Annotated in this window: 17 protein-coding genes and 2 pseudogenes; 14 read left to right on the forward strand and 5 right to left on the reverse strand. The window is 44.2% G+C overall.

Features of this window, described 5'->3' with window-relative positions; genetic code table 11:
- Positions 1-99: 99 nt before the first annotated feature.
- Positions 100-442 (reverse strand): annotated as a pseudogene (locus tag GXP75_RS11845) (trypsin-like serine peptidase); the annotation flags it as partial.
- A gap of 119 nt (positions 443-561) precedes the next feature.
- Between GXP75_RS11845 and GXP75_RS11850 the strand changes: the two are divergent.
- Positions 562-1,299 carry a YebC/PmpR family DNA-binding transcriptional regulator gene (locus tag GXP75_RS11850; RefSeq protein WP_242557146.1) on the forward strand — a complete coding sequence of 246 codons (738 nt, stop codon included), beginning with the start codon at positions 562-564 and terminating at the stop codon, positions 1,297-1,299.
- Positions 1,300-1,463: 164 nt separating this feature from the next.
- On the opposite strand, the gene GXP75_RS11855 is transcribed toward GXP75_RS11850, so the two are convergent.
- Positions 1,464-1,865: a DUF5412 family protein gene (locus GXP75_RS11855; RefSeq protein WP_242556875.1), complete on the reverse strand. Its 402-nt coding sequence runs from the start codon at positions 1,863-1,865 to the stop codon at positions 1,464-1,466.
- 126 nt (positions 1,866-1,991) lie between these two features.
- On the opposite strand from GXP75_RS11855, the gene GXP75_RS11860 reads away from it, so the two are divergent.
- A complete protein-coding gene (locus GXP75_RS11860) occupies positions 1,992-2,123 on the forward strand; it encodes a hypothetical protein (protein WP_395939638.1) in 132 nt (43 codons plus the stop codon).
- 108 nt (positions 2,124-2,231) lie between these two features.
- Complete coding sequence (locus GXP75_RS11865; RefSeq protein WP_003325275.1) at positions 2,232-2,414, forward strand: hypothetical protein; 183 nt, start codon at positions 2,232-2,234, stop codon at positions 2,412-2,414.
- A gap of 37 nt (positions 2,415-2,451) precedes the next feature.
- On the opposite strand, the gene GXP75_RS11870 is transcribed toward GXP75_RS11865, so the two are convergent.
- Entirely contained in the window at positions 2,452-3,102 is a 651-nt protein-coding gene (locus GXP75_RS11870) for a hypothetical protein (protein ID WP_061572679.1), read from the reverse strand.
- A 276-nt stretch (positions 3,103-3,378) separates the two neighbouring features.
- Between GXP75_RS11870 and GXP75_RS11875 the strand changes: the two are divergent.
- The 8 genes and pseudogenes from GXP75_RS11875 to yajC form a co-directional block, all read left to right on the forward strand.
- Positions 3,379-3,687 (forward strand): annotated as a pseudogene (locus GXP75_RS11875) (MFS transporter); the annotation flags it as partial.
- A gap of 89 nt (positions 3,688-3,776) precedes the next feature.
- On the forward strand, positions 3,777-4,259 hold the full coding sequence (locus tag GXP75_RS11880; RefSeq protein WP_373687805.1) for a BofC C-terminal domain-containing protein: 483 nt from the start codon (positions 3,777-3,779) through the stop codon (positions 4,257-4,259).
- 146 nt (positions 4,260-4,405) lie between these two features.
- Entirely contained in the window at positions 4,406-5,011 is a 606-nt protein-coding gene (gene ruvA / locus GXP75_RS11885; RefSeq protein WP_010789345.1) for a Holliday junction branch migration protein RuvA, read from the forward strand.
- A 10-nt stretch (positions 5,012-5,021) separates the two neighbouring features.
- Positions 5,022-6,026, forward strand: a complete 1,005-nt coding sequence (ruvB, locus tag GXP75_RS11890) for a Holliday junction branch migration DNA helicase RuvB (RefSeq protein WP_106044035.1) — start codon at positions 5,022-5,024, stop codon at positions 6,024-6,026.
- Positions 6,019-6,219, forward strand: a complete 201-nt coding sequence (locus GXP75_RS11895) for a DUF2905 domain-containing protein (protein WP_242556876.1) — start codon at positions 6,019-6,021, stop codon at positions 6,217-6,219. The genes ruvB and GXP75_RS11895 overlap by 8 nt, the downstream gene beginning before the upstream one ends.
- 32 nt (positions 6,220-6,251) lie before the next feature.
- Entirely contained in the window at positions 6,252-7,280 is a 1,029-nt protein-coding gene (queA, locus tag GXP75_RS11900; RefSeq protein WP_242556877.1) for a tRNA preQ1(34) S-adenosylmethionine ribosyltransferase-isomerase QueA, read from the forward strand.
- Positions 7,281-7,307: 27 nt separating this feature from the next.
- Positions 7,308-8,453, forward strand: a complete 1,146-nt coding sequence (tgt, locus tag GXP75_RS11905; RefSeq protein WP_061572682.1) for a tRNA guanosine(34) transglycosylase Tgt — start codon at positions 7,308-7,310, stop codon at positions 8,451-8,453.
- Positions 8,454-8,497: 44 nt separating this feature from the next.
- Positions 8,498-8,761: a preprotein translocase subunit YajC gene (gene yajC, locus GXP75_RS11910; RefSeq protein ID WP_003325287.1), complete on the forward strand. Its 264-nt coding sequence runs from the start codon at positions 8,498-8,500 to the stop codon at positions 8,759-8,761.
- 52 nt (positions 8,762-8,813) lie between these two features.
- Here the strand turns inward: yajC and GXP75_RS11915 are convergent, their stop codons facing one another.
- A complete protein-coding gene (locus GXP75_RS11915) occupies positions 8,814-9,200 on the reverse strand; it encodes a TIGR04086 family membrane protein (RefSeq protein WP_242556878.1) in 387 nt (128 codons plus the stop codon).
- A 206-nt stretch (positions 9,201-9,406) separates the two neighbouring features.
- Here GXP75_RS11915 and GXP75_RS11920 point away from each other — a divergent pair, with 206 nt between their 5' ends.
- On the forward strand, positions 9,407-10,066 hold the full coding sequence (locus GXP75_RS11920; protein ID WP_242556879.1) for a DUF421 domain-containing protein: 660 nt from the start codon (positions 9,407-9,409) through the stop codon (positions 10,064-10,066).
- A 3-nt stretch (positions 10,067-10,069) separates the two neighbouring features.
- Here the strand turns inward: GXP75_RS11920 and spoVB are convergent, their stop codons facing one another.
- Positions 10,070-11,626 carry a stage V sporulation protein B gene (gene spoVB / locus GXP75_RS11925; RefSeq protein ID WP_242556880.1) on the reverse strand — a complete coding sequence of 519 codons (1,557 nt, stop codon included), beginning with the start codon at positions 11,624-11,626 and terminating at the stop codon, positions 10,070-10,072.
- 113 nt (positions 11,627-11,739) lie between these two features.
- Between spoVB and GXP75_RS11930 the strand changes: the two genes are divergently transcribed.
- Together GXP75_RS11930 and secDF are read left to right on the forward strand one after the other, a co-directional pair.
- Positions 11,740-12,036, forward strand: a complete 297-nt coding sequence (locus tag GXP75_RS11930) for a post-transcriptional regulator (protein ID WP_003325291.1) — start codon at positions 11,740-11,742, stop codon at positions 12,034-12,036.
- 38 nt (positions 12,037-12,074) lie between these two features.
- On the forward strand, positions 12,075-14,294 hold the full coding sequence (gene secDF, locus GXP75_RS11935) for a protein translocase subunit SecDF (protein ID WP_242556881.1): 2,220 nt from the start codon (positions 12,075-12,077) through the stop codon (positions 14,292-14,294).
- The last annotated feature ends 67 nt before the right edge of the window (positions 14,295-14,361 follow it).

Consider the following 14,361-nt stretch of genomic DNA (forward strand, 5'->3'; position numbering starts at 1 on the left):
GGCTCCTATTCCGGCAAGCACTGCTGTAGCAAAAAACGAAGACAAGCCCGTTCCCGAGGGAAGCGGGCTGTCTTCATGTCCTTATCGCGCGCTGTTTTTCTAGTTTATGGAATTATCAAAGACTCTTTTTGTGATACGGGTGCCTCTGTTGTATGAAGAACCTCCGTATACTCCATTCGCATAACCGCAAGAGAGCATGGGCCGCGTGAACTGCTTTGCCAAATACAGGTGAACCGCTTTGCCTTCCGTAAGTGTCCATTGCATATTGCAGTTTGTAAGTTTCTGATACGGCGATCGATCCTGAATGCTGCCACTGTGCGCCCGATGGTGTGTCACCTGGATATCTGCTGCCGGTCACGCATGTCCCAACGAGGGATGAAGTGGTGTATGATGATCCAAAATAACCGGCAGTGTTGCCAATTGGCTCACTGAGTTCGATGGCTCAATTTTCTCGACAGCCTGACTGCCGGAATTATCCGGCAGTTTTTTTGCCTTTACAAGCTTGCAGCAGATCATTTACAGTGTACATAGAAAATTCAGGTTTCAATGGAGGGAGAAGAAATGGCCGGACATTCTAAATGGAAAAACATCCAAAAACGAAAAAACGCACAGGATTCAAAACGCGGAAAGATTTTTATGAAGCTCGCCAAAGAATTATATGTAGCGGCCAAGCAAGGAGGAACAGATCCGGAGTCCAACGCAAACTTGCGGCTGGTTATTGATAAAGCAAAAGGGGCGAATATGCCAAATGACAATATAGACCGGGCTATAAAAAAAGCAGCTGGAAATCATGACGGAAACAACTATGAGGACATCACCTATGAAGGGTACGGCCCCTCAGGAATTGCCGTCATGGTTACATGTTTAACAGATAATAAAAACCGTACAGCGACAAACGTCAGAACCGCCTTTAACAAAAACGGAGGCAGCCTGGGGGAAAGCGGCTGCGTTTCGTACATGTTTGACCGAAAAGGATTTATCGCGATTGACCGTACAGGCCTGAAAACGGTTGAAGACGAGATGATGCTGGAAGCGATAGAAGCAGGAGCGGAAGATCTTCAAACAAGCGACAATTTATTCGAGATCTTTACCGAGCCGGAAAAATTTGAAGAAGTGAGAAAAGCCTTAGAAGGAAAATACCCAATCGTTTCAGCCGAAATCACCATGGTTCCCCAAACATTTGCAGAAGTCGATCAAGCTGCGGCGGAAAAATTGGAAAAGCTGATTGACATGCTTGAGGATGATGACGATGTGCAAGAAGTGTACACGAACTTTACATCCGGTGCCGAAGAAGATTAAGCGCAGCGATCCATCGGGGCCATGACAGATGAATCAGTTAGGTGAAAACTTTGTAAAAAACGGCCGGCAGAATATGTCCTTCCAAGCCTGCCGTTTTTTTCATTTACATTGTTTAGCAAGTCTTCCTCGCTAATTGTGTTTATCCATTTATGTGAGGAATCCATTCATATCATAACCTCAGGGCCGTTTGGCGATTCTCTTACCCAGCTCTCATCCCGCCGCCAATCGTAAGTTTCATCAGTGTCCAAATACAAGGTTCGATTGCCGATTCTCACTTTGCGGCTGTCAAGCCATTTTACATAAGGATTGCTGTCCGGATAATTCCAGTAAATTGATTTTTTTACAAGCGTTTCATTATTTATTAGTTCTCCTCTTGCTGCGTCAGCGCTTAATGAATTTTTTAAAGAATAGATCTTTACCGCATAGCGGCCGTTTGGAGACTCGGCGGTCTGAACGAGAGTCCCTTTTGGAACGCCGTTTAGTGAAAAAAGCTTCCAATGCACAAGCCAAGTGAACATAAAAAGAGGGACCGAGAAGGAGAGAAGGATTTTACTTCGTGTGTTCATCGTGTTCCCTCCTAAGTTTTAACATTGTTTTACCATACTTTCACAAACACTTTACATTTCTTTAAAACGGTCTCCACATTACCTTGTTATGATGAAAATATCAACCAAAGGGATGGGGGGAAAAACGTGCCGATCAAAACAGAAGGGCGATCCGATAAAAACAACGAACCATCTGACGTGGAATACCTGACTGTCAGAGGATACTGCATCAAACTGACTCCCGAACAAATGAAACTTATTTCCGCTAATCGCAAATAACAAGTAAAAATCAGCCTCCGGGCTGATTTTTTGTTTTTAATGCTTTTTTTTCTGTTAAAGATGCCGTAAATAAGGGTATTAGTGTAACAGAATAAAAGGAGGAGAATGATGAAAACCTATCGACTCACATTTCATATGAACAATGGGGAAGAGCTGACATTCGAAATTACCCGTCCTGCCACGTATGATTTCTTTAAAAAGATTGATGAAGCAAACAGCTGGTTTAAAATGAACGATGACATCATCAATTTGCGGAATGTGAACAGTATTAAAACAGAAGAGTTCGCGTGAAAAGCAAAAAAGGCAGCCGTATAACTGGCTGCCTTTTTTATGAGGAATATTTCTTTTTGCGTTCTGAAAAGGATTTTTGAAACCAGTTTTTTTTATATAAAAAGGCGATGGCTTCCAGCCAGAAGGCCGGGATTTTTTTAGGGAAGACCGGTTTTTTATACAGGGTATTATAGGCGGCTTTTAAATCATCCCACTGGGTGCATGTTTTTGACTGATTAAATCTGGCGACGTCAATAACTCTTACGGCCCCGCTCTTTGTTAAAATCAGATTACGCAAATGAATATCGGACGGATTCAGCCCCGCAGCCCTTGCTTCGCTGAGAGCGTCTTCCACTTGCTGTATCATGCCATCATTTATTGAAATCCCTTTTGTCAGGCAATTATAGAAAGTATAGCCTTTAATATATTCCATTAATATAAATGTATCGCCGGTTTCATAAATGTCAGGATAGTAAGGTGATCCGGACAGTTTTTCATATATCTTCGCTTCTTTTAGTGCAGTCGCTTGAAATTCAGGAAAAAACACTTTGAGAGCCTTTTGTTTATCACCATCTGTGAAAGCAAACACATAAGCGCTTCTTCCTTTTCCGATTAAGGTTAATTCATCGGGTTTTTCTTTGAGTTTATCCATTCTGCTGTTTGAGTGGTATATAACTGAATGAGCCAGTGCCGCAGCTTTTGTAAGCATTTCATTCACCTTCTTTGCTCTATTTTATGCAGTTGTCTATAGGAAAATCCTTAACTGTTAAGGAAAAGAGCTATTTATAGTGTATCTGGTCTTGGGGGCGATGGCTATATATATGCATTGATTGTCATCAAAGCGAAATAGTGAAGTGAATATTTGCCAGCATCGATTCAAAAGCGCTTATGTAAAGCACTTATAACCCTGAAATTAAGCGCTTTCTAAAAAGGAAGCCAAGGGGGAAAGAGATAAAGTTGCTGGAATCATTGGGCCTGGCGAATCGGAGCGTGTCTTGCCGGTTATATTCCGCTAAGTGCTCTTATGCCGACTCTTGCCCCTTATAATAAAGGGGCGGCGATGTCTGTGTTAAATCTCGGTTCAGGTTTATGTGCTTTTATCGCACCCGGCATCGTCAGTCTTTATATCGGTCCGTTAGGTGCGGGCGGCGTGATTTGGATTTTTGCAGTTTTATATTTTTTCAGCGCATTTCTTACACAATTTCTGAAGCTGCTGTCCGGTGCTGTCCATACGGAGAAAAGGGCGGTCAGCAGGGTGGTGAAAACAAATTTCAAGAAAATGGTTAAGTCGTAATGCCTTTGGTCAAACTAGGCGTAAAGCTGATTTGATCTAGTGTATATAAAGAGGTGTTAATGGTGAAACAAATTTTCAGCGTGCGTCTTATGATGGCGGTTTTCTGTGCAGCCGCGGCTTTGCTGTTGTGTACATCTTCCGTATTTGCTGCTGAAGTTGAGCACTATGAACCGCTGCAGCTTCATGTGCAGCTTGAAAAAGTGTATTTGGACGGAGATGTAAGCATTGAGCATAAGCACGAGACGGTTCTTGCCATGGAGGATTTCTGGGCGGCATATGCCGGGTGGACACTCGTTGAACAAAAAAAAGGATTTGTCCTTTTTCGGAAACAAGTGGATGATATTTCTCCCCTCAGCAAGGTAAACGGTTATATCGGGATAACGGACGACGGGGTAATTTCCACCTTTCACGGACGCCCTGATTCCGTAGCTGAACCGATTCAATCTTTTTTTCAAATTGATTTAGAAAGATTGGAGAGCCGGATCCAAAAAAACTTGCAAAACGGCATTCCATTTCGCACAAAAGCCGAATTTGAACACGTCATCGAGAATATAAAGACATACAGCGGATGACCCGTGCTGCTTGACGTTTTAAGACATGCTCCCATGTCTTTTTTTTCGTGAAAAGATCGATTCGAAAGGGAACATACGTTAACATTTCTATAAGACTTTGTCTGTTTTTATGGTACAATGAAGAACAGTCAAAGAGGTGAATATGGGTGATTGAATTTGTTAAAGGGACGATTGATTATGTATCTCCCCAATATATTGTGATAGAAAACGGCGGAATCGGCTATCAGATTTTTACGCCGAATCCGTTCATATACAAGGAGAGAAATCAAGAAACAATCTTTACGTACCATCATATCAGAGAGGACGCTTTTTCTTTGTACGGCTTTTCCACGCGGGAAGAAAAAGCGCTTTTTACGAAGCTTTTAAATGTGACGGGCATCGGGCCTAAAGGCGCCCTTGCCATTCTTGCGTCCGGTGACCCTGGGGCTGTCATTGAAGCCATTGAACAGGAAGATGAAGCTTTTTTGGTGAAATTCCCAGGCGTCGGCAAGAAGACGGCGCGCCAGATTATTCTCGATCTAAAAGGGAAGCTCGCCGATGTTGTGCCTGAAATGATTGAAAATCTGTTTAACCATGAGGACAGAATCGAAAAGCATACGGCTGAGACGGCTCTTGATGAGGCGCTTGAAGCATTGCGTGTCCTCGGCTATGCGGAAAAAGAAATTAAAAAGGTGCTTCCTCATCTAAAAGAGGACACAACGCTTACCACTGATCAATATGTGAAAAAAGCATTACAAAAACTATTAAAGTAAGGTGATGTTCATGGATGAACGGCTTGTCTCAAGTGAAGCAGACAACCATGAATCAGCGATAGAGCAAAGCCTGCGGCCGCAAAGTCTGGTTCAATATATCGGCCAAAAAAAGGTGAAAGAAAATCTGCGCGTATTCATTGACGCGGCAAAAATGAGAGAAGAGACGCTTGATCATGTCCTTCTTTACGGGCCTCCGGGACTTGGGAAAACGACGCTTGCTTCCATCGTTGCCAATGAAATGGGTGTGGAAATGCGGACCACCTCAGGGCCGGCGATTGAAAGGCCGGGAGATCTGGCAGCCATTTTAACGGCTCTGGAACCCGGAGATGTGTTATTTATTGATGAGATTCACAGGCTCCACAGGTCGATTGAAGAAGTGCTGTATCCTGCTATGGAGGATTTTTGTCTTGATATTGTGATCGGAAAAGGACCTTCCGCCCGTTCCGTCCGCCTTGATCTTCCGCCCTTTACGCTCGTCGGCGCAACGACAAGGGTAGGTCTGTTGACGGCGCCTTTAAGGGACCGGTTCGGCGTCTTGTCACGTCTTGAATATTATACACAGGAAGAGCTGTCCGATATTGTCGTGAGAACGGCTGATTTGTTCGAAGTGGAAATCGACAAACCGTCAGCGCTCGAAATTGCGAGACGTTCAAGAGGAACGCCGCGGGTTGCCAACCGGCTTCTCAGGAGGGTTCGCGATTTTGCCCAAGTGTTAGGCGACAGCCGCATTACGGACGATATTGCCCAGGATGCGCTGGAGCGGCTTCAGGTTGACAGGCTTGGACTGGATCATATTGATCACAAGCTGCTGAGGGGCATGATCGAAAAATTCAGCGGCGGTCCGGTCGGCCTTGATACCATTTCCGCGACAATTGGCGAAGAACCTCATACAATTGAAGATGTATATGAGCCGTATCTTCTGCAGATCGGGTTTATTCAAAGAACGCCGCGCGGACGTATCGTAACGCCGGCTGTATATCATCATTTTAATATGGAGGCTCCCCGGCATGATTGAATTTCCTAAGATATTAATGATTCTTGGGGCTGTTTTGCTGATTGCCGGTGCAGTGATCCACTTTGTCGGAAAGGTGCCGGGGGATATTTTTGTTAAAAAAGGGAATGTTACTTTTTTCTTTCCGGTTGTGACTTGTATTATCATTAGTGTGGTATTATCAATTTTAATCAACCTTTTCGGCAGAATGAAATAATTAAAGACTACTGACAGAATAAAGGTGAAATTATGAAAGTCGAGTTATTTGATTTTGAACTTCCAGAACGTTTAATTGCCCAAGTGCCTCTTGAACAGCGTGATGCTTCAAGGCTTATGGTGCTTGATAAACATACAGGCGGGCTGTCAGACAGCTCGTTTAAGGAAATTGTCAGCTTTTTCAAGGAAGGGGATTGTCTTGTTCTGAACAATACCCGCGTTTTGCCTGCCCGTTTATTCGGAGTAAAAGAGGATACGGGCGCCAAAGTTGAACTGCTTTTATTAAAGCAGGAAACAGGTGACAGATGGGAAACCCTTGTCAAGCCGGCGAAACGCGTGAAAAAAGGAACCGTTCTGACTTTCGGCGACGGCTTGTTACAGGCAGTGTGCACAGAAGAGCTGGAACACGGCGGGAGAAAAGTTGAATTCCGCTATGACGGGATCTTTTATGAAGTGCTGGAATCCCTCGGAGAAATGCCGCTTCCTCCGTATATTAAAGAGCAGCTCGATGACAGAGAGCGGTACCAAACGGTGTTTTCTAAAGAAATTGGGTCTGCTGCTGCACCGACAGCGGGACTCCATTTTACGGAAGAGATATTAGGTGAATTAAAGGAAAAAGGCGTTCGGATCGAGTTTATTACTCTGCATGTCGGACTTGGCACGTTTCGTCCTGTCAGTGCCGATGAAGTAGAGGAGCACAATATGCACGCGGAGTTTTATGAAATGTCTGCAGAAACAGCCGATGCTTTAAATCATGTAAGGGAAACGGGCGGACGGATTGTGTCGGTCGGTACGACATCAACGCGCACGCTTGAAACCATTGCCGGGGAGAATAACGGTACCTTTAAAGCTTCGAGCGGATGGACGTCTATTTTTATTTACCCCGGATATGAATTTAAAGCGATTGATGGAATGATTACGAATTTTCATCTGCCGAAATCATCGCTTATTATGCTTGTCAGCGCACTTGCTGGGAGAGAACATGTACTTCGCGCGTACAACCATGCGGTGGAAAAGGAATATCGCTTTTTCAGCTTCGGTGATGCGATGCTGATTATCTAATTTGAAAGACAGGAGGCCTCATATAAAGTGGCTGAACAACCAATACGCTATGAATTTATAAAAGAATGTAAACAAACGGGAGCACGTTTGGGAAGAGTGCATACTCCGCACGGCTCCTTTGAAACACCTGTTTTTATGCCGGTCGGCACACTGGCGACAGTCAAAACGATGTCGCCTGACGAACTGAAGGCAATGGACGCGGGAATTATTTTGAGCAATACCTACCATCTTTGGCTGAGACCCGGCCAAGACATCGTCAAGGAAGCGGGCGGCCTTCACAAATTTATGAACTGGGACCGTGCAATTTTAACGGATTCAGGCGGTTTTCAGGTCTTTTCGTTAAGTAAGTTTCGTAATATAGAAGAGGAAGGCGTTCATTTCCGCAATCACTTAAACGGAGATAAGCTGTTCCTTTCACCCGAAAAAGCAATGGAGATCCAAAATGCGCTCGGATCCGATATTATGATGGCGTTTGATGAATGCCCGCCATATCCGGCTGAATACGATTATATGAAACGGTCTGTTGAGCGGACGAGCCGCTGGGCGGAGCGCTGCCTTGAAGCCCACAGCCGTTCAGACGAACAGGGTCTGTTTGGCATCGTGCAAGGCGGAGAATATGAAGAATTACGGACACAAAGCGCGAAGGACTTGATTTCTCTTGATTTTCCGGGCTATGCTATAGGCGGACTGTCTGTCGGCGAACCGAAAGATGTCATGAACCGGGTGCTTGAGTTCACAACGCCTCTTTTACCGAAAGATAAGCCGAGATACCTGATGGGTGTCGGATCTCCTGATGCTTTGATTGACGGGGCGTTGCGCGGGGTTGACATGTTCGACTGTGTGCTGCCGACCCGTATTGCGAGAAACGGAACCGTGTTTACGGCTGAAGGGCGTCTCAATATGAAAAATGCAAAATTCGAAAGAGATTTCCGCCCGATTGATGAAGAGTGCGATTGCCATACTTGTAAAAATTACTCACGTGCTTACATCAGACATTTAATTCGCTGTAATGAAACATTCGGTATCCGATTAACAACTTATCATAATCTTCATTTTCTGTTAAACTTAATGGAGCAAGTAAGACAGGCCATTCGCGAGGATCGCCTGGGTGATTTCAGAGAAGAGTTCTTTGAGCGTTACGGCTATAACAAGCCAAATGCGAAAAGCTTCTAAATAAAAAGCCTCATGGCTATTTTGTTTCGAAAGGGGTGAAACAGATGACAGGTACATTAGGCACTTTGGTTCCTATTATTTTAATGTTCGCGGTTCTTTATTTCCTATTAATTCGTCCGCAGCAAAAGCAGCAAAAAGCTGTGAAAAGAATGCAGGAAGAACTGAAAAAAGGCGATGCGGTTGTGACAATCGGCGGATTGCACGGCACCGTTGATTCGATCGACGAGAGTAAAGTCGTGATTAAGACTGGTGAAAATACCCGCCTTACATTCGACCGGCGCGCGATCAGAGAAGCTTCCGCTGAATAACAGCGAAGCTTATACATAACGAAAAAAAGAGCGGATTTCCGCTCTTTTTTTGTTATGACAATCTGCTGCCCCGCAAATTCACTCCAAAAATGCCGCCGAGCATACAAATTCCTAAAAAGCCGAGATGAAAGAGAAGCTGTTCGCCGGTAAATGTTTTCCCAAACCCCAAATACTGAAATAACAAAATGATCAATGAAAAACATATAGAGGTCAATGCGCCGATCATCCAGCCTTTTTCCTTTGCTTTTCCTCCTGAAATAAACCCGCCGATAAATAAAGAAAGGAACGAAAGGGCGGTGACGAGCCAGTTGAACGATGACTCTTGCAGCGAAGTAGCTGTAAGTAAAAGTGAAATGGCCAAACTTGTGGCAAGCATTGCCGCAAAAATAACAATCAGGCCGTAAAGAATGCCTTTTCCTACTTGTTTTGTTTCCTCCATGAGTGAGTGTCTCCTCTCTGCCTTCCAGCCCAAAGGCTGTCTGGTTCTTTCTTCAACTCACCGCCATACAAGCAGACGGCTCGTCTTTTTAAAAATGTATTCTCTTAAGAGGAGAATTAGACTTGAAAAAAGCATAATTATCACATTGCTTTTTCTTACATAAATCAATGAATTTGATGCAGGCTATGATGAGATGGAGGTGCGCTATGGAAGAAATTTTCATTATTGCGTTTCGGACAATCCTGCTGTATTTTGTGATTCTCATTATTTTCCGTTTAATGGGAAAGCGGGAAATCGGTGAACTCAGTATTTTGGATCTGGTCGTTTTTATCATGATTGCGGAAATTGCGGTTTTGGCGATTGAAGATGTAGAAGATCACCTCTCTCATACGATTGTGCCTATGGTCGTTTTAATGATCATACAAGTATCGTTAGCGTACTTGTCTTTAAAAAGCCAGAAAGTGCGCCAGATACTTGACGGCAAGCCGACCATCATCATTGAACACGGAAAAATTGATGAACGCGCAATGAGATCTCAGCGCTATAATTTTGATGACCTAATGGTTCAGCTCAGAGAAAATAACATTGACAGGATTGCCGATGTGTCGTTTGCTATTCTTGAGCCGTCAGGCAAACTGACGGTCGTCCAAAAAGAGCCTAATGAAAAACATAAACAGCTTGAAACCCCGCTTATTGTGGATGGCGTCATTCAAAAAGAACATGTAGACAGGATAGGAAAAGACGAACAATGGCTTATAAAGATGCTTTCAAAAAGAGGTTATCATAACATTTCTGACATATCGTTTTGCAGCTTTACGGACGGTGCATTTTATGTTGACCTGAAAGACGAGCAAGTCCGGCCTTAACGTTTATCGGGCAACAAACCGACCGATGACGGGAATGCGGCTGAGCTCGTCTTTTTTTATTAAGCGGAACAACAGAAGTAAAATGATATACAGCGCCGCGCTTAATGTGACCCATCCGACGAGATTCACAGCTTCAGACCCGGAGAACCGAATGTAATGTTTCATGATGGAGCTGAGGTAACCGCTGACGAAAATAATGGCGATGCACATTGCGTATTCTTTTATTTTTATGCTGATCGGCAGGACCTTGCTCACAGTAGCCGCATGTAAAAGCGTAACAAGCACCATGCCGGTTACAATAGCCAAGGCCGCTCCCATAATGCCGAGAGACGGTCTGGTTGCAAGGGCGAAGATAAGGCCTGTTTTCACGACCGCTCCTATTAAACTGTTCATCATGGCAGCCCCCGCCAGATTAAGCGCCTGCAACACAGCCTGTAGCGGGCCTTGAAAGTAATAGAGCAGAAAAAAAGGCGCCATAACTTTTATAAATACAGCTGCTCCAGATGAGCCATACATCACGCTCATCAGTTCCTCTGCAAACGTAAATAAAATAACAACAGATATTCCTCCGCTAAGAAGACAAAGCCTCATGGCTTGTTCCAGCCGGTATTCCACCACCTGCAGCTTTTTTTGCTCCATCCCTTCGCTAATCGCAGGAACCAGCGCTGTCGATAAAGAATACGTAATAAAGCTGGGAAGTGTTAAAACCGTCATTGCAAGTCCTGTCAGCTCTCCGTACTGGCTTGTTGCCGCGGCTGTTGCGACCCCGGCGATAGCGAGGCTCTGAGCGACAACGATCGGTTCGAAAAACCAAGACAGGTTGCCGATAAACCGGCTTCCTGTCGTAGGAAGCGACACACTCATTAATTGAGAAAACGTATCTTTACCGGTTTTAATCGAGTGGAAAAACTGTTTTCTGATTCTGATTTTCTTTTTAAATTTAAAAGCAATGAATAAATAGACCAGTGATGCAAGCTCACCGATAACAGAGGATATCATCGCTCCGGCTGCTGCGTATTCAATTCCGTATGGAAGGAAGATCGTGGTGCAGACGGCGACAAGAGAAATGCGCACAATTTGTTCAAGGACCTGCGAAACAGCGAGCGGGTTCATATTTTGTTTTCCTTGAAAATATCCTCTCAGCACGCTGGAAATCGCTATAATCGGCACAACCGGCGTAATCGCCAGCAGCGGGTAAACCGTTCTGCCGTCTGTCAGCATCGTTTCCGCCATTACCGGAGCAAATAATAAGAACAGCGGGGTAAAGATAAGACTGAGCACCCCGGTAATCGTAAGCGACATGACTAAAATATTCTTTGTTTTTTGATGGTCTCCCCGCGCGCTGGCTTCAGCGACAAGCTTGCTGATGGCAACGGGAAGCCCGAATTGCGTCAGCGTTGTGGCCAAGAAAAAAGTGGGAGCCGCCATCATATAAAGCCCGACTCCTTCTTCACCGATAAACCGGGCGATAACCACCCGGTTGACAAAGCCGAGCATCCTTGTAATCATCCCCGCAGCGATGAGAATAAGTGTGCCTTTTAAAAACGTCTGTTTCGTCATTTTGACCCCCTGCCTTCTCAAACAACCTGTAATCATATACAATAAAGATATGCGTATATATCGTCCAAGCATGACAAGTCTTCTTGAAAAACAAAAAAAGGAGCGTGCAGTTCGTGGATAAACATCCCGCCGGCATATATAAAGACCACTTGAGGCCTTTTCTTTACAGTAAGCTGGAAGAGTTCAAAATCCTCGGGTACGATGATGTTGAGCTTGACAGTTTATGGTCATACTTATTAAATAAAAAGTGGAAAAAGAAAACAGAAAAACAGATTTATGAATTGGCAAGCGATATTTTATCGGTGAAAATTGGCGAATTTATGAACTATGCAACTGTAGAATCATTTAAAACGTCTAATTGGCTGGGCAGTGAAGAAGGTCAAGAAGTTTTGGACGAGCTGCTGAAATAGCACTGTCTGATTTACGTAGGTTAAGGAGGATATACATAATGAAAAAGGGGCGCTTGATTGCGTTTTTCCTAATCGTATTATTAATCGGCACCGGGCTTGGATATTTCACAAAGCCGGCAGCTGAGAATATTACGCTGGGATTAGATTTACAAGGCGGATTTGAGGTTCTGTACGATGTGAAACCCGTCAAAAAAGGTGATAAAATCACAAAAGATGTTCTCGTCAGCACGGTTGAAGCGTTAAACCGCAGGGCCAATGTGCTTGGGGTCAGTGAGCCGAACATCCAGATTGAAGGCAATAACCGGATTCGCGTTCAGCTTGCGGGTGTTACCAACCAAAACAGGGCGCGCGAAATCTTATCTACAGAAGCTCAGCTCTCATTCAGAGATACAAATGATAAAGAGCTTCTGGACGGCTCTGATCTTGTTGAAAATGGCGCGAAACAAACTTATGACGGAACTACAAATGAACCGATTGTCAGTGTGAAACTCAAAGACGCTGATAAATTCGGAGAAGTGACAAAAAAAGTCTTGGAAATGGCGCCGAACAACCAGCTGGTCATTTGGATGGATTACGAAAAAGGCGATTCTTTTAAAAAAGAAGTCCAAAAAGAGAATCCTAAATTTGTATCTGCTCCGAATGTCAGCAAAGAATTAAACACAAAAGACGTGACAATTGAAGGCAATTTTAAAGTTCAGGAAGCTAAAGATTTAGCCAGTATTTTAAATGCCGGGGCGCTGCCGGTGAAACTGACTGAAAAATATTCTACTTCAGTAGGTGCGCAATTTGGGCAGCAGGCGCTGAATGAAACAGTTTACGCGGGTATTATCGGTATTGCTCTTATTTTCTTGTTTATGCTGCTTTACTACCGTTTGCCTGGGCTGATTGCCGTTATTACTCTGTCAGTTTATGTGTATATCACCCTGCAGGTCTTTGACTGGATGAATGCAGTCCTGACGCTGCCGGGAATCGCCGCGCTTATATTAGGTGTCGGGATGGCGGTGGATGCGAATATCATCACCTATGAACGAATTAAAGAGGAACTGAAACTCGGTAAATCTGTCCGTTCGGCGTTCCGTTCGGGGAACCGGCGGTCATTTGCGACGATACTTGACGCAAATATCACTACTATCATCGCTGCCGTTGTGCTCTTTATTTTCGGGACAAGTTCTGTCAAGGGATTCGCTACAATGCTGATCCTGTCGATTCTGACCAGTTTTATTACAGCTGTTTTCCTATCAAGGTTCCTGCTGTCGCTGCTTGTGGAAAGCAGATGGCTTGACCGGAAAAAAGGCTGGTTCGGCGTTAAGAAGAAACATATTATGGACATTCAGAAGACGGACGAATATACAGAGCCGCACACTCCATTTGAAAAATGGGATTTTACAAGCAAACGAAAATTTTTCTTTATTTTCTCAAGTGCTGTAACCATTGCCGGGATTATTTTACTGCTGGTATTTAAGCTGAATCTCGGTATTGACTTTGCAAGCGGTGCGCGGATTGAAGTACAGAGTGATCATAAGCTGACCACCCAGCAGGTTGAGAAAGATTTCACTTCACTTGGCATGAAGCCTGATACTATTGTATTGTCGGGAGAAAAAAGCAATATCGGGGTTGCGAGGTTTGTAGGCGTCCCTGATAAAGAAACAGTTGCCAAGGTGAAAGATTACTTTAAAGATAAGTACGGATCTGAGCCTAATGTCAGCACAGTCTCGCCGACAGTCGGGAAGGAACTGGCGCGAAACGCTTTATATGCAGTGGCTATCGCTTCTATCGGCATTATTATTTACGTGTCCATCCGGTTCGAATACAAAATGGCGATAGCAGCTATTGTTTCATTGCTGTATGACGCTTTCTTTATCGTCGCATTTTTCAGCGTGACAAGGCTAGAAGTAGATGTTACGTTCATTGCGGCGGTTCTGACGATTATTGGTTATTCGATAAACGACACCATCGTAACCTTTGACAGAGTTCGGGAGCATATGAAAAAGCGCAAGCCTAAAACGTTTGCTGATTTAAACCATATTGTAAACCTGAGCTTGCAGCAGACATTTACCCGTTCGGTCAACACTGTCCTTACGGTAGTGATTGTTGTTGTCGTTCTTTTGCTGTTAGGATCAATATCAATTACAAACTTCTCATTAGCGTTATTGATCGGTTTGTTGACAGGTGTCTATTCTTCTCTGTACATTGCAGCGCAAATTTGGCTCGTGTGGAAAGGGAAAGAATTTAAAAAGGATAAACGTATTGAAGAATAGTGAATAAAATCTCAGGCTGTCCGTTTTTCGGGCAGCCTGTTTTTTTATCCTTAACGCTTTTCCAGTA

This window comes from Bacillus sp. HU-1818 (genome assembly GCF_022695965.1).
GTDB lineage: Bacteria > Bacillota > Bacilli > Bacillales > Bacillaceae > Bacillus > Bacillus atrophaeus.